The sequence below is a fragment of the Aliiglaciecola sp. CAU 1673 genome (genome assembly GCF_029223185.1).
Taxonomy (GTDB): domain Bacteria; phylum Pseudomonadota; class Gammaproteobacteria; order Enterobacterales; family Alteromonadaceae; genus Bowmanella.
Genome location: NZ_JARHUG010000006.1, coordinates 117146 through 137106 on the forward strand (window position 1 = coordinate 117146; position 19961 = coordinate 137106).

The window sequence follows — 19961 nt, forward strand, 5'->3', positions numbered from 1 at the left end:
ACACAGACTCCAGAGGTCCCATGAAGTTCGATATTGCCTGGTGTAAATTCGCTGACCTTGACACCCAAACGCTTTACGCCCTGCTGCGCCTGCGCCAGCAGGTCTTTATTCTGGAGCAGCAGAGTATTTACGAGGATCTCGACGACCTTGACCAACAGAGTTGGCATCTGCTGATCAAAGACGACAATAGGCTTGCCGGTTATGCCAGGCTAAGGGCCGATATCACCGCCTATGCCTACAAATTTGAACGTCTGGTGCTGGACCCGCAGTATCGCAGCCAGGGGCTCGGTAAAGTATTGATGCAGCAGCTATTGGCAAAGTCTGCCGAGCTTGGTCAGTTTTCCAAGCTAAAGCTCAGTGCCCAAAGCCATCTGGTGCCGTTTTATCAGCGATTTGGCTTTGCAGCGATAGGGCAGGAGTATGATGATGGCGGCATTCCCCATCGGGATATGATCGGTGAGCACAGCGTTTAGCTGTTTGCAAATGTCTCAAACAGAAAGTCGATAAAGCACCGGATTTTCTTCGACAGATATCGCCGGTGCGGGTAAATGGCAAAGAGACCAAATTCAAGGGTTGTGTGATCTGGTAGAACCCTTTGCAGTAGGCCGTCTTGTAACGCATCTTCGATAATAAAGGCTGGGATCAGCGCCAGACCGCCGCCTGCGATTGCTATCTCACGCACGGCTCTGGGGTTGTTGGCGGCCACTCTGGAGGAGACGTTTACCGTCTCCACCTTGCCGTTCGCGGCGACCAGTGGCCACTGCTTGCCAATGCGAAAGTTGCTGTCAATGATGCAGTGATGGGCACTGATGTCCTTGGGGGATTGAGGCCACCCCTGCTGCTCAAGATAAGCCGGCGAAGCACAAAGGATCAGCGGATAGGTGTTGATTTGCCTGGCGATAAGGTTGGAGTCATCCACGCCGCCGATGCGGATGGCCACATCGACGCCTTCCTCGAGTAAATCAATGCGCCTATCCGTCAGCTGAATGTCGACCTGGATGTCGGGATAGCGGTTAAGGAAATCCGAAATAACCGGCGACAGTTTCATCTCGCCAAAGGTAACCGGCACACTGATGCGCAGTCTGCCTGTTGGCGAGCTTTGCGCGCCACTGACCTGATCCAGTAGCTCCTCGTATTCCTCCAAAAAGGGCAATGCCCGCTCGTAGTATGTCTTGCCCGCATCGGTCAGCACCAGGTGACGTGTCGAGCGGTTGAACAGACGTACCCCCAGCTGATTTTCCACTTGGGCTACGTACTTACTGACCAGCGCCTTGGACAACCCCAAACGCTCACTGGCCGACGTGAAGGAGCCGGTTTCCACCACCGCTACTACCGTTTTAAAACCGTCGATACTGTCCATTATTGTCAATGCCATGTTGATAATAATTCAATGATGCCCGTATTTATCAACATGCGCTACCTCTTCATACTTGCCACCAGATTCACACACCGGTCGCACAACGTGTCGGCCACAAAGGAGGACAACATGGCAAATGTCGAGGTGTACACCAGTCCCGGATGTGCTTACTGCACCATGGTCAAGCGTTTGTTCGATAACAAAGGCGTGACCTATCAGGAATATGACGTGTATGCGCAGCCCGAACACTTAAGTGAACTGCGTCGTCGCACGCAGGGAAGAACATTTCCGCAGGTCTTTATCGATGGCGTCTCTGTCGGCGGCTATGAAGACATTCTGAAACTGGACCAACAGCAACGCTTGTCGGTGTGATTTTTAACTCCCAAAAACTGAAATAAGGATACAACCTATGTCTGCTATTACCCTTTATCGCCACCCACTGTCCGGCCACTCACACCGCGTTGAGGCTTTTTTGTCCATCCTCGGACTACAAGCCGACATCGTCGATGTGGATCTGATGGGCGGCGCCCATAAGAAGCCGGAGTTTTTGCAAAAGAATATTTTCGGACAGGTGCCGGTGTTAACCGACGGTGACATTACCCTGAGCGACTCCAATGCCATCCTGGTTTACCTGGCTTCCGCTTATGATCCCAAGCGCACCTGGTTGCCGCAACATCCGGTAGCCCAGGCAGATGTGCAGCGATTCCTGTCGATGGCGGCAGGGAAGGTGGCTTACGGGCCTGCGGCTGCCAGATTGGTGACCCTGTTTGGCGCCGGACTGGATCATCAGCATGCCATCACCAGTGCCCATGCCATGCTGGCCGTGTTGGACAGCCACCTGGCTCATCGTCAGTATCTGGTGGGCGACGGCCCAACGATCGCTGATATCGCCAACTATGCCTATATTGCCCATGCGCCCGAGGGCGGTGTTGACCTTGGCAATTACGCCAATGTGCGCAACTGGCTCAAGCGGATTGAAGCCCTGGAAGGCTTTGTTCCTATGCAAAAAAGCCCCGTGGGCTTGTGTGCCTAAAAGCTCTTGGTGATGTTGAAATGCGGATAGTCATTGACTATCCGCACCTACCCGCAAGGAGAAAGCCATGTCCGTTGTTCAACAGGTAATTGAAAAGTTTGCTGTCTTGCTGGCAAGGTTGCTCGGGGATGATCATCAAAGCCGCTGTCAGGTGCCTTCAGCCTTCCATCCCGAGTTTGGGTATGTGCCAATGGAAATCTTGTCTGAATTTGACTACAGCATGTTGATGACGTTAAACCCTGGCAATGACGAATGCCCATCATTAACAACCCAAGCTGACGTTTAATGGTATTAACACAGGAATAGCCCGATGAGTCACGATCCTGCCAACTCACCCGATATTTCGCCTTTTCACCAAGGGGAGCAAGAGCTCCAAACCCGTTTGGGGGTGCGTGATAATATGGAACGCTTTGGCAGACGGGTCATTCGGGATCATCTGCCGGATCAGCACAGGGAATTCTATCAGCAGCTGCCTTTCGTGTTTGTGGGGCATCGTGATCAACAAGGCTGGCCCTGGGCATCCATATTATTTGGTGAGCCGGGATTTATGCACAGTGCCGATCCCTATTCGCTGGAAATCAGCGCCTTACCCGTCGCCGGAGATCCCCTCGCCGAAGCGCTGGACGCCAATACCCGAATCGGATTGCTTGGCATAGAACTAACCTCCCGACGTCGGAATCGCCTCGCCGCGCACATTAGCAAACGCCAAGCGCAGGGGATTGTGCTGGCCGTGGATCAATCTTTTGGCAATTGCCCGCAGTATATTCAAATCCGCAGCATGGAAAAGCGCATGGATAGCCCCCCGGCAAAGGTAGAGGCCTTATCGCAGTTTGATGAAGAGGCCATGGCCCTCATCCGTCAGGCCGATACCTTCTTTGTCGCCAGCTATTTTGATGCCGGCACTGAAGACGCCAGTAACGGGGCGGACGTTTCCCATCGGGGCGGGCGCCCCGGTTTTATTCGGGTGGATAGTCCCGCCAGCCTGACCATCCCCGATTATGCCGGTAATAATCACTTTAATACCCTTGGCAATTTCCTTGAATACCCCAAAGCCGGACTGCTGTTTGTGGATTTTGAATCAGGCGAGTTGCTGACCTTGACCGGCAGAGTGGAAGTCCTCTGGGATTCGCCGGATATCAATTTTTTTGAAGGGGCAAAGCGTCTGTGGCGTTTTCATCTGCATCAGGGGCGGCGTATTCGTCATGCCTTACCCTATCGTTTCACGCTTGAGGAATACTCCGCCAATACACTACTGACCGGCACCTGGGCGGAGCAGGCACAATTACGTGAGGCCGAGACTAACAAGGAAACCTGGCAACCTTTCAAGGTGGTAAAAACGGTACAGGAAAGCAGTCTTATCCGCTCTTTTTATCTGGAGCCTGTGCGCCATCATAAGTCCGGCTTTGCCGCCGGCCAGTTTCTGCCAATCAAAGTGCAGCTTGACGGCAAAGAGCACATTCGCACTTATTCCCTGTCCAGTGCACCTGCTGATCATCACTATCGCATCAGCGTAAAACGCGAGGCGGGAGAGGGGATAAGGCCCGGGGGACTGGTCTCCAACTACCTGCATGAAAATATCCGCCAAGGGGACTTGCTTTATGCCAAGGCGCCGCGCGGTGGATTTACCTTTGATCCGCAAAACAAGCGTCCGGCGGTGTTGCTGGCGGCAGGTGTTGGCATCACCCCCATGATATCCATGGCGCAGGATGCCTTACACGAGGGAATTCGCAGTCGCTACTTAAGGTCGGTGACCCTGTTTGCCGCTGCCCGCGACCTACAGCAGCGGGCGTTTTTTGACGAGCTTAAGCAAGTTCAACAGGCCAGCGGAGGACAAATTGCTACCTATTGGGCGCTCAGTCAGCCGGACCCGGATCTTAAACCAGGTGTGGATTTCCAGCATAGCGGTCACATCGACGCGGCATTGCTACAAGCCGTGTTGCCCTTGGATGACTACGATTTTTACCTGTGCGGGCCGGGTGGCTTTATGCAAAGCATGTATGACCTGCTGCGCCGCCTTGGCGTGAGCAACAAACGGATCATGGCAGAGGCCTTTGGCCCGGCTTCCCTGGTACGGGACGAGGATGTGGAGGTGCCAAAGGCACCGACGCTGCCCGTGGCAAGCAGTGCATTGGTGGAGTTTACCGAATCGAAGGTTGAGCAAGCCTGGTCAACGGATGAAGGTACCTTGCTGGAATTCGCCGAAAGCCACGGTTTTACTCCTGAGTTCAGCTGTCGAAGTGGTCAATGCGGCGCCTGTAAGGTGCCTTTGCATGCCGGCAAGGTGAGCTACCAAAGCCCGCCGGAGTATCCGGTTGAAGACAATGAAGTGCTGCTCTGCTGCGCCAGGCCGGCGGGTGGAACAGATCAGGAGCCGGTCAAAATCAGCATCAAGCTCTAGCACCATCCCCTTGTATCACCATAAATCAAGTAAGGAAAAACGATGACAATCCGCTATCCGGTCCCCCCTTTTAATGCCCAAACGGCAGCACAAAAAGTGCAGGCAGCCGAGGATGCCTGGAACGGCAAAGATCCACAAGCCGTATCAAAAGCCTACAGTCTGGATTCAAGTTGGCGTAATCGGGCTGAATTTATTCACGGTCGCGAGCAGATCCAGGCATTTCTAACCCGCAAATGGCAAAAAGAGCTGGACTACCGCTTAAAGAAAACCCTGTGGAGCTATAGCGACAACCGTATTGCCGTGACCTTTTTCTATGAGTGGCATGACGATGCCGGCAACTGGTTTCGCTCCTATGGCAATGAGTTGTGGGAGTTTGATGAGGACGGCCTGATGTGTCAGCGTATCGCCAGCATCAATGACAGCCCTATAGAAGAGCATGAGCGCCAGCTAAAGGGGTAGGGAGAAGGCTATGTTGAATATGGACTTTGCCCAAAGGGTCGTCATCGACACCCATCATCAGCAATGGTGCGACAGTCCGCTACCGGGCGTGCAACGAAAGCCGTTGGCGCGCCAGGAGGCAGAGCAGGGACACGCTACCAGCATCGTGCGGTATGCACCGGGTGCACAGTTTCGCACTCACGATCATCCCGCCGGTGAAGAGATTCTGGTGCTATCCGGCGTGTTTTGTGATCATACCGGCGATTATCCGGCCGGTACCTACTTTCGTAATCCCCCGGGCTTTAAACACGCACCTTTCTCGGAAAAGGGCTGTGAATTACTGGTGAAGCTGCATCAGTTTCAGGCCGGGGATAATCAGCGGGTGTGTATCGACACCACAACGGCGCTCTGGCAAGCCGGGCAGGGCAATCTTCAGGTGTTGCCCTTGCATCAGCTCGGGACAGAATCGGTTGCCTTGGTGCGATGGCCGGCCGGCGAACGCTTCGCCTCGCATACCCATTATGGCGGTGAGGAAATCTATGTGCTGCAGGGCGAATTTATCGACGAACATGGCCGCTATCCGGCCGGCACCTGGCTGCGCAGTCCCCATTTAAGCCGCCATCAACCCTATGTGGAACAGGACACCCTGATCTGGGTAAAAGTGGGGCACCTGGCGTGATCCTTCCTGATAAAGGCGGACGATGGCGATGCTAAAGGTCTGTTGGTGGGGACTGGGATACCTGCTATGGGGATTGCTTATCCTCTTTGTTTCCAAGGTGGATGAACATAACTCATCTCAAGCTGAGGTGGTATTTTTTGAGCATGGTGTGGTCGCACATTGGCCAGGGCAAGGACGACCACTCAACAGCGCCCGTATGTCAGTGCATTGCTGTTTATCCAAAATGGATGGCTACTCACCGTAATCTGCTAACAGGGCAGGAGAAACCACTTTAAGGTAGTCAGGACTAAGAAATAAGGAGTGTTTATGAAATCCCTGAAGACCACCGGTTGCTTCCTTTTACTGAGCGTATTTTGCTCAAGTTTTAGCGCAAAAGCCGTTACCGAGGCACAGTTTACCGATGTACTGGCCAAGGTCCTGAAGGACAGCAGTGCGGCCTCGCTTTCGGCGGCCGTGGCTGTGGATGGAAAGCTGGATAATGCCGTGGCAGTGGGGTATGCAGACAAGGCCAATGACATTAAAGCTACGGTGCAAACGCTCTATCGCACCGGATCGGTGTCAAAGGTCATTACCACCACCGCGTTTATGCCGCTGGTGGAGCAGCAGAAGGTCTCTCTTGAGGACAGCATTAGCCAGTATTTACCTTATCTGCCTGAACACTATCAGCCCGTTACCCTCAAGCATCTTTTCAGTCACACCAGTGGTGTGCGCCATTATCAGTTTGGCGAATATGGCACCAATATTCATTATCCATCACTTGAGGCGGCCACCCGTGTGTTCCGGGACGATCCGCTGCGCTTTTCCCCGGGCAGTGCCTATCTCTACAGCACCTACGGGATTAATTTGATCCAGGGGGTGATTGAGTCGGTCAGTGGCCAATCCCTAAGCGATTATTTAACACAGGCGCTTTGGCAAAAAGCCGGCATGATCCACACACAATTGGAAGTCAGCGGCCAGCAACCGCCAACCATGGCCGTTGGATACCGTAAATGGCCGTCTTTTATGCCGGTAAAAGACATTGATGTCAGCAATAAATATGTTGGCGGCGGTATGTTGACCACGCCTTCGGATCTGGTGCGTATGACCAGTGCCCTGATGAACGGCAAGTTAATGCAGGACGCCACCCGCGAAAAGATGCTGAGTGTTGCCTTTCCCGAGGCGTCCAAAGACCAGGCCATTGGCTGGATATGGCGCGAGTATAAAGGGCATCGGGCCTTTTCCCACAGTGGTGGCATTAACGGCTTCGAGTCCTTTTTATTGCATCTTCCCGAGCTGTCTATAAGTGTGGCGCTGATGGTAAATGTGGATGATTTCGATTATACCGGTCGCACCACTTATCAGCTGCTGGACCTGTATTTATCTGAACTGAAGTTGACAACAGCAATGCGTGTGGAGTGAGCCAAGGCATATTTCTAACCTTTGCATTGGGTCTGGCGTCTTAGCTTATGATTAAATGTGACGCACCAAGTCCTGTCGGAATTATATCCTTTTCAGTACAAAGCCCTGCCTCAGGTTGCTGCGATGGTGAGCATACTCATGGCTGTAACGTGCATTAGGCTGCCAATACCACTTTTAATCGATCCGTTGACAGATATCTCAAATTGGATTGAGGCTGGGCATGTGTTCTGATTTTTATTAGTCTGGTGATGAACTTGGCAAACAGCTTTTGCGAATGGCACAACATCCTCTTCACCTAAGGTATCCACAACGCAGACTTCGACCCTATATCCGCTGTTTTTGGCTGGGGCGGGAGAGTCATCAGGATAGCTTCGATATTATTCCCGATGGTTGTATCGATCTTGTGCTGTGTACGACGTCACAGGAACAGACGTTTTGTTTTGGTACCAGCAGCCGATTTCTTACTGTGCCTATATCACCTAACGTGCGCTATCTGGGCATTCGCTTCGCCCCGGGCCAAGCCCGTCACTTTATTAACACGCCGGCTCATCTCCTTACAGATAATCATATGGAGCTATTTGGTGCGCTTAAGCAGCGCCTATCGCCGGTATTTGCGCAACCTGACGCCGCGCAGGCCCTTGCCCTACTTGAGGAAATTTGCCTGAACTGGCTACAGCGTAATCCGCCGCAAGCCATGCGTTTGGATCAAATAATCAAAGGCTTGTCGCAGTATTCAGCTCTGCCGCTTGCGGTTTTTTGTGAGCAGATGGGAATTGGACAAAGGCAACTGCAACGCCTGTGTAAAGAGTGGATAGGCTTAAGTCCGAAACAATATCAACGTATTGCTCGCGCCAATCAGGCTCTTCATTTTCTGCAAAAAGGTGAAGACACGCCTTTGGCACAGATTGCCCTGGCATCTGGGTATGCGGACCAGAGCCATATGCAGCGTGAGGTCAAATGGTGTTTCGGACAAACGCCCTTGTCATTAATGCACAGTGAATAAGCAAGATGTCGTATTTTTTCAATATCTCTCTCCCTTAACAAGCCAGACTCACACCAGACCAACCACAACAGGAGAGAAAACATGAAAATCTGGTCTGGCATTATCACCGATAAATTGGCGACCAGCCGCGAGTTCTATCTGAAATTACTGGATGCCGAAGTGCTTTTTGAGAGCGAGTGGTTTGTACTGCTTACGTCCGGTGACAACCAATTGGGGCTGATGCTGCCCAATCTCGACAATCAGGCCCCTATGTTTCGCGCCCCTGTTAAGGGACCTGGTGTTTGGCTGGCCATCGATGTGGACGATGTGGATGCCCATTACCGGCGGGTCAAATCCCTGGGCATCCCCATCGCCCTGGATATTCGTGATGAACCCTGGGGCGACAGGCACTTCGCGGTAACGGATCCCAACGGCATCGGCGTGGATTTTGTGCGGCACCAGGGCGTTGAGTAAATAGCGAGGGGCAGGGCAGTTTGCCCTGTCTGGACATTCCGGACAATGCGGCTTGGCATCAAGCAACATCTGTTAACAATCAAAGGTTGAGCAATTTCTGGGCAAGTACAGCGCTGCAAGGTAAGGTAGGAAGACCAAAAGGGAAGGAGAATTATGTCGTATCTGATTGGACAAAGGGTGTCGCTAAGACCCCTATCAAAGGATGATGCCGCAGTGATGCACCTGTCATTGCAAGAGCCCCTTATCAACGCACTCACAGACACCTCTGGCACTTTCAGCTTGCAGGACGTGGAGACTTATTGTCAGCGCGTGGCAGTGGCGCAGAATCGCTGGGACTTCGCCATCGTCCGTCCTGGTGGTGAGATGATTGGTGAGCTCAGTCTGAATGAATGGGATAGCACCCGGGCGAGCGCTAATTTTCGTATCGCCCTGTATCAACCGGAATTACTGGGGCAGGGGCTGGGTGCGGAAGCCGCACGCCTGGCCATTCAGTTTGGTTTTACCGATATTGGCCTTAAATCCATCAGCCTTGAAGTGTTGGCAATCAATGCCAGAGCCAGACGCTTGTATCAAAAGCTGGGTTTTGTAGAAGTATCCCAAGCGGATACGGCCGAATGGGTGAAGATGGAGCTCACGGCAGAGTGTTATTTTGCGCCCATGCGAAATGGGCGTAGTATCGTCGAAGACTAGCCGCTCAAAAATCTTTAGAGGTTATTTCTATCCTGAAAATGCTGCGAAAAACTGTGCTGATGCAGCATCTTCTCGATATTCTCTTTGTACTTTGAAACACGGCCGGGGATGGAGTACAGAATGGCGCAAAGTGCTGCCTGCATCAGGAAAAAGATTGCGGCATAAAGTGCTGCCTTTTGAATAAAGATAGCCAGGCCGCAAAAAGATACGAGCAGATAAACCAGGGCAATATTCTGGGTCTCAAACCAGTTGGAGAAGCGTTTGTTGAGCTCGGGGATCAGGCAATGCCACTCGTCGGGCGCCTTAGTTCTTGTGCTCAGGTAGGCGGAGATCACAAATATCTTGCGTGCGGTACTGATCAGATAAGCCAGGCTGGCCAAAAACACAAAACCGCTACCCACCACCGTCGTCTCGTTGATTTCCCTGCTGGTACCGATAATGCCGCCCACCAGGCCAATGGAGTAAAGCATCACCTTAAAGGAGGCTTCCTGCAGGCGTTTGATTTCGTCTTGTAGGCTATTCATGGGCTGTCCTTGGCTGGATGGCGAGAAATTAGCCTATCCGGATATAATCCTGATGTCATGGTTTAATGTTGTTTGGGGCTGGGTGCAGGTCCTGGAATTTGCAAAAAACCATACAGGGGTAGGACTTATATCTACAGGATTGGGATTGCTGGCGGGAGCGACCAAATACGTCCTTGTACTAATCAAGGCATGCCGGGCGACCAACCCGGCTATTGTTAAATACACTTCTGTCGATGACAGCGCCCTATCAAGGGGCCGGTCATTGCCGGCCCTTGATTTTATATGCGTCTGCGAGTGTTCTTTTGTAGAACTTGCCCAGCGCCTTATCATTGGCTCGCCTTTCAGATAACGATGCAGAATTCATCGCCTCTTCTTTGATTAGCTTCTGATAGTTTTTCCGGCGCCTTGCATCCAGCTTGCCGGCGCTCACCGCTGCAACTACAGCACATCCTGGCTCTGTATCATGGCTGCAATCGGAGAATCGGCATTGTAATGAGAGCTCCTCAATATCAGCAAATGTAGAGGCGATACCGTCCTGACAATGGGCTATCTGAAGTTCACGCATACCTGGCGTGTCCAATATCATTGCACCTCCAGGGAGGGAGATAAGTGAACGATTTGTGGTGGTGTGTCTGCCCTTATCGTCGTCTTCCCTGATGCCACCCGTTGCCTGCCTTTGTTCTCCCAACAAGGTATTGGTGATAGTTGACTTGCCGACGCCGGATGAACCCAGAATGACGACGGTTTTGCCAACACTAAGCCACTCATTGAGTACATCGGAACAACCTGGGCTTAACGCGTTGATGGTTACCACTGGCAGGTTTTTATCCATCTGATGTACCTGTTCTAACCACATCTGTGGCTCATCGACCAGGTCGCTTTTACTCAAAACGATAACCGGCTCAACCTCTGCTGCATTGGCCAGCGACAGGTAGCGTTCAATTCTGTTCAAATTGAAATCGTCATTAAGAGAACAAACAATAAAGGCAGTATCCACATTTGCCGCAATTAACTGCCAGTTAACGTCAGCACCTGCTGATTTTCGCCGAAAGCAGGTTTTGCGCTCGAGCAGCCGGTAGAACCTGTGTTTTTTGTCCAGCAGCAACCAATCACCCTCCACCAGAGTCGGCATATTGGGCGTTAATTGCAGGCTGATATGCCCGGACTCTGTCGCTAGGGCAACCCGGGATTTGTGTTGTTCGATGACGCGAGCAGGAATAACCTCGTCCCACTCATCAAGAGATAACTGTTGTTGAAAAAATGGATTCCAGCCAATACTGGCCACCGCTTGGTAATTCGTCATAGCAAACCCTTAACATTAACGTTAATAACAATATGAAAAGGGGCTTGTGCCCCGGTTTACACCGGGCTGTATGACTAACGGATTGGTTAGTTTTTGCGCCCGGTCAGGTTCGCTACAATCATTTGCTTCCTCCTAACCGATGTGTTGAATACAACGCCGAGTATATCGAAGCGTGACAATTAGTACACCGGGTAAACGGAATAATTTGGTTTGATTGGTTTTTGCACCATCAACGGTATTCGAGCATCAGACAAATCAGGGTTAGAAAGAAGGTTATGTCATATACCTGGAGTGGGCGTTTTGATGCTGACTGATAGCTAACTGTAGGGGGAAGTCAGCGGGAGCTACAAAATACATTCATGTATTTTGCCCTTCGGGCCAGCCTCGTTCGGCCGTTCCACCAGCATTGCAGGAGCAATGCGGAACAGCTTTAGCTGGCCTCGTAAGAGGTGAGCCATATGGATATGGCGAATAATTTTCTCCGGGCAAACTGGTGAGCCCCCTACGCGGGTTGCAACTCCCATTTCAACCAATAAAAAACCCCACGCCTTTCGGCGCGGGGTTTGTTATTGGTGGAGCTGGGGGGAGTTGAACCCCCGTCCAGAAAGCGTCAACCGTTGGTACTACATGCTTAGTCTGTCATTTATTTAACTACTTCGAACTCCGGCAGACAGGATTTCTTGTAGCGGTCCTGATTCTATTTCGCGGTTCAACCCCAGGCGGGTTTCCCTCGCTAGTTTGTGTGGATGACCTTCCGAACCCCAGCCCACAAACAAAGCTTAGGTGGAAGGGCTCCTAACCGGTTATTAAGCGGCTAGAGCGTAGTTTTCGTCGTTTGCGACTACTTTAATGCGGTTTTTTAAAGAGGCCTACCGCACCTCTGCATGCACCTCGGGAATCATGAATCCTGTCGAATCCAAAATCAGCCCCGAAATTCTCTTACCCCATTAATATGGGGACGCGCATTGTAGATTACAAGGGCAGTAATCACAATGGTGGTCATCTATCAGATGTCCTGAGTGGATAAAAGTTCTGCATTAGCGAAAATATTGGCTAAACGCTGTGCTTCATGATCCTTTCTTTTTGGCGAGCCCAGTCTTTGTCCTTGATGGCATCGCGCTTATCATGGCTCTGCTTACCTTTAGCCAGATAAATCTCTACTTTGACCCAACAAGCTTTCCAATACATGGCAGTACAGACAATGGAATAACCCTGGCGCTCACGTGCACCAATCAAATGCCCTATCTCGCGCCGATTGAGGAGCAGTTTTCGGGTACGGGTCGGATCGCAAATCACATGGCTGGAGGCTTGATTGAGTGGCTGGATCTGCGCACCCATTAAATAAGCTTCGCCATTTTGGATAATCACATAGCTGTCGGAGATATTAACTTTGCCGGCGCGTATTCCTTTGACCTCCCAGCCCTGAAGCTCTATTCCGGCTTCGTACTTGGTCTCCAGAAAATACTCGTGACGAGCTTTCTTGTTCAGCGCTATGGTGCTGTTTTGTTTGGATTTGGTGTTCTTCTTAGTCATGGCGGCGTATTATACTGCATCGAATTTTTTTGTCTGCGCTCCGTTGCATTTATTTGTCCGGGGCAGGCGGTATTCTTCTACATGGCACTGATACCGCAGAAAGAGGAGTATTGATGGCGAATGTGAGTCGCAGCGCCTTGGTGCATTTCAGCGCTGAATCCATGTTTGATCTGGTTAACGATGTCAATGCCTATCCCGAATTCCTGCCTGGTTGTTCAAAGACCCAAATCCTGTCGTCTGACGAACACCAAATGAAAGCCTCTTTGCAGGTGAGTAAGGGCGGTTTTCACCAATGGTTTACCACGCTAAACACACTTAAGCGGGGCGAATACATCCAAATGGAATTGGTGGATGGTCCTTTCGCCCACTTGCGCGGTGGATGGCGATTTGTGCCGCTCTCAGAGCATGCCTGCAAAATAGAACTGAATCTGGACTTTGAGTTTTCCAGCCGTTTGGCACAGTCGGTATTTGGCAAGGCCTTCTCTGCCATTGCCACCAATATGGTCACGGCGTTTACACAGCGCGCCAAGGAGGTTTACGGTGACCGATAAGCAAATTCACCTGGAGGTGGTATATGCCTTGCCGGAAAAACAGGCTCTATTAGAAGTCGTGGTAGAGAAGGGCAGTACCGTTGAACAGGCCATTAAGGCCTCCGGGATTTTGAAGCGCTTCCCGGAAATTGACCTTGATGAAAACAAAGTGGGAATTTGGTATCGCACCTGCAAGTTGGACGATGAGCCGACAGATGGTGATCGTATAGCCATCTTCCGCCCACTGATAGCCGACCCTAAAGAGGCCAGACGTCGCCGCGCAGAAAAGGCCATTGAAGAGGGGAGAGCAGATAAAGTCACTGGCGGAAGGCGCAATCCTCTGAAGAAAGACCTCGACGCCGAACAGGCTGATTCCTCGACAGAATAAAAAAAACGCCGGTTTTACCAGCGTCTTAATTCATTGATATGTACGCTTACTGATCCAGCGGCGTATGGAAATTTTCTGGTAATTCAAAGTCGCCAGTAACCTGACTGATACGATCATCTTGGAAATCGATGATCAGCTCCTTACGGATCTTCTCGCCATCCAATCCCTTTTTCAAAGAATAGATGTAGTACCAGCGATCGTGGCTGAAGGCGTCGTTGACAACCGGCTGGCCGAGGACGTAGACCACTTGTTCTTTGGTCATGGCAATGCGCAACTTATCTACATCTTTTTGTTCAAGATAATTGCCCTGGGGCACGTCGATACGATAAATCCAGCTGGAGCAGGCTTGTAAGCTGGCTAGCGCTGCCAGCGCAATGGCGAATTTTTTATACTTCATAGGTTTCGTCTTATCCCGAGCGAGGCCGCATCCTACCTTAGATTGTCGGTGTCTGTCCACGCGCGGCGTTGTTGGGGGGAACAGGATTGTGGTTCGACTAGCTGGAAACGGCGGAGTTCCCATGCCCGTACCTTTTTTGGTTGCGGCCAAAAAAAGAAAGCCCACCGTCACTTTGCTGCTGACAGCAGGCCCTCCGCGCTAACTTTACGTTTATGTATGACCGAGCAACCGCCTTTTCAATTCCCTTTGCGTAAAAAAATTAGTCCAGGCTCAACATTTCCCGGGCATTATCCAAGGCTTTTTGGGTGAGTTTGTCGCCTGCTAGCAGTCTGGCCAGCTCTTCAACCCGCTGTTCCTGCTCTAACGCCATCATATGGGTTTCGGTGGTATTACCATCGCTGAACTTGGTGACCAGCATTTGATGGTGCGCACAGGCCGCTACCTGGGGCAAGTGCGTCACACAGAGCACTTGGGCTTTTTCACCCAAACGGCGTAAAAGCTGGCCCACCACGGCGGCCGTGGGACCGCTGATGCCGGTATCCACTTCATCGAAGATCATGGTGGGTATTTTCTGATGTTCACTGGCAATGACCTGTAGCGCCAAACCTATACGTGAAAGCTCACCTCCTGATGCCACTTTCTCAAGGGTGTCTGCAGGCTGCCCCGGATTCGTGCTAACCAGAATACGGATCTGGTCTTGTCCCAGCTTGCTTTGCGGTAAATGCTCGTCAAAGCAGACTTCGAACTGAAACTTAGCCTGGCTCATATTCATCAGGCGTATTTGTGTCTCTACTTCACTGGAGAGTCTGTCTGCCGCTTCAAGTCTCGATACACTGAGGGCCTTGGCAGTATCGGCATATTCAAGGCTAAGGCTGTTAAGTTCTGCTCTAAGCTCATCCAGTTTGTTATCGTCTTGCTGTAAATCGTCAAACTCACTCAATAATGTCTGATGGTGGGTATACAAGCCCTCGGGCAAAACCTGATGTTTACGGGAAAGCTCTAATGCCCGTGAGTATCGCTGTTCCACTTTTTGCATACGCATAGGGTCGATTTCCAGGCCTTCGATATAATCCCGCAGCTGCGTTGAAGCCTCTTCCACTTGAATACTGGCTTCATTGAGTAGTTCGACAATAGGTGAGAGTGCTGGATCATGCTCCTGCAATTCGCTCATACGATCCAAGGCATGCTGGATAATAGACAGGGCGTTAAAATCATCACCCTCGTACAATTGATGAAAGCTAAGCTGCGATTGCTCCAGCAGACTTTGGCTGTTGCTTAAACGCTTATGCTCTGCCTCAAGGATCTCAAATTCGCCTTCTTCGATGGCAAAATCGTTAAGCTCCACCACCTGATATTCCAACAACTGACGGCGCGCTTCCCTTTGCTCCTGGTTTTCCAGCAAAGACTGATATTGCTGGCGGCTGGCCTGCAGGCGCTTATGGATATCAGACACTTGCTTGAGTAATTGCGGGTGGGCAGCGTAGTCATCCAGTAACTTGCGCTGCATATCAGCTTTGAGTAGCTGCTGGTGGGCATGTTGTCCATGAATACCAATAAGGTGCACGCCAAGGGCCTTAAGCTGTGCCAAGGATACCGGTACACCGTTGATGTAAGCTTTGGAACGGCCTTCAGCACTGATGACACGACGGATAATGCACTCATCTTCGCCATCCAGTTCTTGCTCCCTCAACCAGGCCTGTGCGCCATTCAGGTTGCCAAGGGCAAAGCAGGCAGTGATCTCGGCTTTATCGGCGCCACTTCGTACCATGGAAGCTTCGGCACGTTCACCTAAGCACAACCCCAATGCATCAATGGCAATGGATTTACCGGCACCGGTTTCACCGGTGATAGCGGTCATACCGCCACGAAAATCAATGTCCAGGGCTTGAACGATAGCGAATTGACGTACAGAGAGTTGCAGCAACATGATTAGATACCTGTTTATCTATACAGTTTGCTGTAACTATATACAGTAATTTTGGGTTGTCTAGTGGGGAGGGAAAATAATCTGTTACGAGCTACGAGCTACGAGCTACGAGCTACGAGCTACGAGCTACGAGCTACGAGCGTACGCCTCACTTAATAAAGCTTACTGCCCCAGCCTAACTTGGTACGCAGCACTTCAAAGTAGTTGTAACTGCGCGGATGGATCAGGCGCAGGGTATAGGGGTTTTTGCGGATGCGGATTTCATCTCCGGGTTGAGCGGCCAATACATTATGTCCGTCACAACTAACTTGCAGCGGCTCCACATTATCCAGGGATATCTTGAGGCAAATACTGCTGTCGGCATCGACCACAATAGGACGGCTACTTAAGGTATGCGGAAACATGGGCACCATGGACAGGGCATTAAGGTTGGGGGTCAGAATAGGGCCGCCTCCAGACAGGGAATAGGCGGTAGAGCCAGTCGGCGTTGCCACAATCAGGCCATCGGAGCGTTGGCTAAACATAAACTGGTCGTCGATGTAGACTTCAAACTCCATCATATGGGCCACATTGCCATGGTGTAATACAGCTTCGTTAATGGCGGCGTTGGTGCTCTTAACCTGATCATGACGAAATACCGAAACTTCCAGCAGGAAACGCTGCTCGGTGACGTAGTCACCATCCAGTATGCCCTGTAGCTGAGTCTCAATTTCCTCTGGATGAATATCGGTGAGAAACCCCAGATTGCCCCGGTTAACACCGACCACGCCCACATTAAAGCGCGATAGCACCCGGGCAGCCCCCAGCATATTGCCATCGCCGCCGACCACAATTGCCAGATCGGCATGACGACCAATATCCACCAGCTCCATCACTTCTGCGCCTTCAACCTCAAGGTCAGCCGCAACCCGTTGCTCCAGCAGAATACGGCAACCCTTGTCTTTTAGATAAGCCAGAATGGCGCACAGGCTCTCGTTAGCCCCTTCGTGCTTGGGCTTTCCGATTAGACCTATGGTGTTAAAGCTGCTTTGCATGGTTTTTATGATCGTGATTCAAGTCATTGAAAAGGATAAGGCTTCATAAAAAAAAAGTCGCCGAATTTTATCTAATTGCTATCAAAGTGCTTGAATCATGATTAAGTGTCCCCATTTACTGCCCCAATCCATGTGGACAACCTTTATTGCAGTATGACGGAGAGGGCGATGAGCAACGAGCAGCCACAACAAGCACAACAACCTAACCAGGAAAATCCAGAGCAACAGGAACAGCAACAGGCCGAACAAGTCAGCCCGGAGCAAGCCAGGATTACTGAGTTGGAGTCGGCTTTGGCCAAGGCTGAAGCAACGGCAAATGAACAAAAAGATATGGCCTTACGCGCCCGCGCAGAGATGGAAAATGCTCGCCGTCGCGCCGAAGGGGAGATCGACAAGGCACGCAAATTCGCCCTGGAACGTTTCGCCGGGGAATTATTGCCGGTTATCGACAACCTGGAGCGTGCACTGCAGGTATCAGACAGTGGCAATGAGGCAGTAAAACCCTTCGTCGAAGGGGTGGAACTGACACTCAAGTCCTTCCTCTCCACCATTGAGAAATTCGGCATGCAGGCCGTGGATCCCAAAGGGCAGCCTTTCGATCCTGAACTGCACCAGGCCATGGCCATGCAGGAAAGTGCAGAGTTGGAGCCTAACTCTGTGATGGCTGTAATGCAAAAAGGCTACACCCTAAATGGTCGCTTGCTGCGTCCAGCTATGGTGATGGTGTCCCGCGCCCCTGAGGGCGGCGTGGACGTAGAAGCCTAATAACAGCAATTTTTTTGGGGATTTTTATTGTCATTTAGTTGAAATCCAAAAATGACATCCCCACATCTGAAACATCAGTGATTAGAATCAGTTTGGAGTTTAAAAATGGGTAGAATCATAGGTATTGACCTGGGTACCACCAACTCTTGTGTTGCCGTTTTAGACGGTGGCAAGCCTCGTGTAATTGAAAACGCCGAAGGGGATCGTACTACTCCTTCAATCATCGCTTTTACCAAAGACGGTGAGACCCTGGTTGGTCAGCCTGCCAAACGTCAGGCGGTCACCAACCCCAAAAACACCCTGTTCGCCATCAAGCGTTTGATCGGTCGTCGCTGGGAAGACAAAGAAGTTCAACGCGATATCGACATTATGCCTTTTGGCATGATCAAAGCCGATAACGGCGACGCCTGGGTTGAAGTCAATGGCAAGAAAATGGCGCCGCCACAAATCTCTGCCGAAGTACTGAAAAAAATGAAGAAGACCGCCGAGGATTTCCTGGGCGAGGAAGTGACTGCTGCGGTTATCACCGTGCCGGCTTATTTTAATGATTCTCAGCGTCAGGCCACTAAAGATGCCGGCCGTATCGCCGGTCTGGAAGTCAAGCGTATTATCAACGAGCCTACTGCTGCGGCTTTGGCTTACGGCATGGACAAGAAGAAAGGCGACAACGTTATCGCCGTGTACGACTTGGGTGGTGGTACCTTCGATATTTCTATCATCGAAATCGATGAAGTGGAAGGCGAGCACACCTTTGAAGTACTGGCCACCAACGGTGACACCCACTTGGGTGGTGAAGACTTCGATAACCGCCTGATCACTTATCTGGTGGAAGAATTCAAGAAAGACCAGGGCATGGATCTGCGTAAGGATCCACTGGCCATGCAGCGTTTGAAAGAAGCTGGTGAGAAAGCCAAGATTGAACTGTCTTCTGCACAGCAGACCGAAGTAAACCTGCCTTATATTACTGCCGATGCCTCTGGTCCTAAGCACCTGACCATTAAGGTTACCCGTGCCAAGCTGGAATCTTTGGTAGAAGAACTGGTTAAGAACTCTCTGGAGCCGGTCAAGCAGGCCCTGGCCGATGCTGATCTGTCCGTATCCGATATCCAGGACATTATCCTGGTGGGTGGTCAGACCCGTATGCCACTGGTACAAAAGTATGTAACCGAATTCTTCGGCAAAGAGCCGCGCAAGGACGTGAACCCTGATGAAGCCGTTGCCGTGGGTGCTGCTATCCAGGGCGGTGTACTGGCCGGTGAAGTCAAGGACGTACTGCTTTTGGACGTAACGCCTCTGTCTCTGGGTATTGAAACCATGGGCGGCGTGATGACTAAGTTGATTGAAAAGAACACCACAATCCCGACCAAGAAGTCGCAGGTGTTCTCTACCGCTGAAGACAACCAGTCTGCAGTAACAGTGCATGTACTGCAGGGTGAGCGTAAGCAAGCGTCTGGTAACAAGTCACTGGGTCAGTTCAACCTGGAAGGTATTCGTGCCGCTATGCGCGGACAGCCGCAGATTGAAGTGACTTTCGACCTTGATGCCGACGGTATCCTGCATGTATCCGCCAAGGATAAGGACACCGGTAAGGAGCAAAAGATCACTATCAAGGCGTCTTCTGGTTTGTCCGAGGATGAAATCAATAAGATGGTGCAGGACGCCGAAGCCAACAAAGAAGCGGACAAGAAGTTCGAAGAGTTGGTGCAGGCCCGTAACCAGGCAGACGGTATGGCACACGCCACCCGTAAGCAGATTGAAGAAGCCGGCGATGCTTTAGGCGCAGAAGACAAGAGTGCCATCGAAGCGGCGGTTGCCGATCTGGAAAAAGCCATCAAGGGTGATAGCAAAGAAGAGATCGAAGCCAAGACCCAGGCCCTGATCGAAGCCTCCAGCAAGCTGATGGAAATTGCTCAGGCCAAGGCGCAAGCCCAGCAAGGCGGCGAAGCCGACGCCGGTCAGTCCAGCGGTAAGGCTGATGATGATGTGGTTGACGCCGAGTTTGAAGAAGTGAAGGACGATAAGAAGTAATTCTGTCCCTAACGGCGGTCGCTTGTCGACCGCTTACAGGCTCGGGCGCGTGGTGATACCATCGGCGCCCGAACTTGTTTAAG

General features: G+C 51.4%; 23 protein-coding genes and 1 other RNA gene. 16 read left to right on the forward strand and 8 right to left on the reverse strand.

Annotated features, from left to right (window positions below):
- The first annotated feature begins 20 nt into the window (after positions 1-20).
- Complete coding sequence (locus P2G88_RS07455) at positions 21-473, forward strand: GNAT family N-acetyltransferase (protein WP_275795201.1); 453 nt, start codon at positions 21-23, stop codon at positions 471-473.
- Here the strand turns inward: P2G88_RS07455 and P2G88_RS07460 are convergent.
- Complete coding sequence (locus P2G88_RS07460; protein WP_345798875.1) at positions 470-1375, reverse strand: LysR substrate-binding domain-containing protein; 906 nt, start codon at positions 1373-1375, stop codon at positions 470-472. The genes P2G88_RS07455 and P2G88_RS07460 overlap by 4 nt on opposite strands.
- Positions 1376-1486: 111 nt before the next feature.
- On the opposite strand from P2G88_RS07460, the gene P2G88_RS07465 reads away from it, so the two are divergent.
- The 11 genes from P2G88_RS07465 to P2G88_RS07515 all read left to right on the forward strand — a co-directional run bounded on the left by P2G88_RS07465 (position 1487) and on the right by P2G88_RS07515 (position 9449).
- The gene (locus P2G88_RS07465) at positions 1487-1729 is read left to right on the forward strand and encodes a glutaredoxin domain-containing protein (protein ID WP_275795202.1); all 243 of its coding nucleotides are present in this window, start codon (positions 1487-1489) and stop codon (positions 1727-1729) included.
- A 37-nt stretch (positions 1730-1766) separates the two neighbouring features.
- Positions 1767-2390: a glutathione S-transferase gene (locus tag P2G88_RS07470; RefSeq protein WP_275795204.1), complete on the forward strand. Its 624-nt coding sequence runs from the start codon at positions 1767-1769 to the stop codon at positions 2388-2390.
- 67 nt (positions 2391-2457) lie between these two features.
- Positions 2458-2676: a hypothetical protein gene (locus P2G88_RS07475; protein ID WP_275795205.1), complete on the forward strand. Its 219-nt coding sequence runs from the start codon at positions 2458-2460 to the stop codon at positions 2674-2676.
- A 24-nt stretch (positions 2677-2700) separates the two neighbouring features.
- On the forward strand, positions 2701-4788 hold the full coding sequence (locus tag P2G88_RS07480; RefSeq protein ID WP_275795206.1) for a pyridoxamine 5'-phosphate oxidase family protein: 2088 nt from the start codon (positions 2701-2703) through the stop codon (positions 4786-4788).
- Positions 4789-4830: 42 nt separating this feature from the next.
- Positions 4831-5247, forward strand: coding sequence for a nuclear transport factor 2 family protein (locus tag P2G88_RS07485; RefSeq protein WP_275795207.1), 417 nt, complete (start codon positions 4831-4833; stop codon positions 5245-5247).
- A 10-nt stretch (positions 5248-5257) separates the two neighbouring features.
- The gene (locus P2G88_RS07490) at positions 5258-5905 is read left to right on the forward strand and encodes a cupin domain-containing protein (protein WP_275795208.1); all 648 of its coding nucleotides are present in this window, start codon (positions 5258-5260) and stop codon (positions 5903-5905) included.
- Positions 5906-5933: 28 nt separating this feature from the next.
- Entirely contained in the window at positions 5934-6149 is a 216-nt protein-coding gene (locus P2G88_RS07495; RefSeq protein ID WP_275795210.1) for a hypothetical protein, read from the forward strand.
- 62 nt (positions 6150-6211) lie between these two features.
- Positions 6212-7303 (forward strand): serine hydrolase domain-containing protein, encoded by a 1092-nt coding sequence (locus P2G88_RS07500; RefSeq protein WP_275795211.1) that lies wholly within the window; start codon positions 6212-6214, stop codon positions 7301-7303.
- A gap of 274 nt (positions 7304-7577) precedes the next feature.
- The gene (locus P2G88_RS07505) at positions 7578-8306 is read left to right on the forward strand and encodes a helix-turn-helix domain-containing protein (protein WP_275795212.1); all 729 of its coding nucleotides are present in this window, start codon (positions 7578-7580) and stop codon (positions 8304-8306) included.
- A gap of 81 nt (positions 8307-8387) precedes the next feature.
- Positions 8388-8759 (forward strand): VOC family protein, encoded by a 372-nt coding sequence (locus P2G88_RS07510; protein ID WP_275795214.1) that lies wholly within the window; start codon positions 8388-8390, stop codon positions 8757-8759.
- Between the two features lie 153 nt (positions 8760-8912).
- On the forward strand, positions 8913-9449 hold the full coding sequence (locus P2G88_RS07515; protein WP_275795215.1) for a GNAT family N-acetyltransferase: 537 nt from the start codon (positions 8913-8915) through the stop codon (positions 9447-9449).
- A gap of 14 nt (positions 9450-9463) precedes the next feature.
- On the opposite strand, the gene P2G88_RS07520 is transcribed toward P2G88_RS07515, so the two are convergent.
- The 4 genes from P2G88_RS07520 to smpB all read right to left on the reverse strand — a co-directional run bounded on the left by P2G88_RS07520 (position 9464) and on the right by smpB (position 12809).
- Positions 9464-9973, reverse strand: coding sequence for a hypothetical protein (locus P2G88_RS07520; protein ID WP_275795216.1), 510 nt, complete (start codon positions 9971-9973; stop codon positions 9464-9466).
- Positions 9974-10232: 259 nt separating this feature from the next.
- The gene (gene rsgA / locus P2G88_RS07525; RefSeq protein WP_345798876.1) at positions 10233-11258 is read right to left on the reverse strand and encodes a ribosome small subunit-dependent GTPase A; all 1026 of its coding nucleotides are present in this window, start codon (positions 11256-11258) and stop codon (positions 10233-10235) included.
- A gap of 588 nt (positions 11259-11846) precedes the next feature.
- Positions 11847-12206: a transfer-messenger RNA gene (gene ssrA, locus P2G88_RS07530) on the reverse strand.
- A gap of 123 nt (positions 12207-12329) precedes the next feature.
- Positions 12330-12809: an SsrA-binding protein SmpB gene (gene smpB, locus P2G88_RS07535; protein WP_275795218.1), complete on the reverse strand. Its 480-nt coding sequence runs from the start codon at positions 12807-12809 to the stop codon at positions 12330-12332.
- Between the two features lie 113 nt (positions 12810-12922).
- Between smpB and P2G88_RS07540 the strand changes: the two genes are divergently transcribed.
- Together P2G88_RS07540 and P2G88_RS07545 are read left to right on the forward strand one after the other, a co-directional pair.
- On the forward strand, positions 12923-13360 hold the full coding sequence (locus tag P2G88_RS07540) for a type II toxin-antitoxin system RatA family toxin (protein WP_275795219.1): 438 nt from the start codon (positions 12923-12925) through the stop codon (positions 13358-13360).
- The gene (locus tag P2G88_RS07545) at positions 13350-13727 is read left to right on the forward strand and encodes an RnfH family protein (RefSeq protein WP_275795220.1); all 378 of its coding nucleotides are present in this window, start codon (positions 13350-13352) and stop codon (positions 13725-13727) included. The genes P2G88_RS07540 and P2G88_RS07545 overlap by 11 nt, the downstream gene beginning before the upstream one ends.
- A 46-nt stretch (positions 13728-13773) precedes the next feature.
- Here P2G88_RS07545 and bamE read toward each other — a convergent pair whose 3' ends face one another.
- From bamE to nadK, 3 genes are all read right to left on the reverse strand, one after another.
- Entirely contained in the window at positions 13774-14124 is a 351-nt protein-coding gene (gene bamE, locus P2G88_RS07550) for an outer membrane protein assembly factor BamE (RefSeq protein WP_275795221.1), read from the reverse strand.
- Positions 14125-14383: 259 nt separating this feature from the next.
- Positions 14384-16051: a DNA repair protein RecN gene (gene recN, locus P2G88_RS07555; protein WP_275795222.1), complete on the reverse strand. Its 1668-nt coding sequence runs from the start codon at positions 16049-16051 to the stop codon at positions 14384-14386.
- A gap of 152 nt (positions 16052-16203) precedes the next feature.
- Positions 16204-17085, reverse strand: coding sequence for an NAD(+) kinase (gene nadK / locus P2G88_RS07560; protein ID WP_275795223.1), 882 nt, complete (start codon positions 17083-17085; stop codon positions 16204-16206).
- 168 nt (positions 17086-17253) lie between these two features.
- Here nadK and grpE point away from each other — a divergent pair, with 168 nt between their 5' ends.
- On the forward strand, positions 17254-17850 hold the full coding sequence (gene grpE / locus P2G88_RS07565) for a nucleotide exchange factor GrpE (RefSeq protein WP_275795224.1): 597 nt from the start codon (positions 17254-17256) through the stop codon (positions 17848-17850).
- A 105-nt stretch (positions 17851-17955) separates the two neighbouring features.
- A complete protein-coding gene (gene dnaK, locus P2G88_RS07570; RefSeq protein ID WP_275795225.1) occupies positions 17956-19878 on the forward strand; it encodes a molecular chaperone DnaK in 1923 nt (640 codons plus the stop codon).
- The last annotated feature ends 83 nt before the right edge of the window (positions 19879-19961 follow it).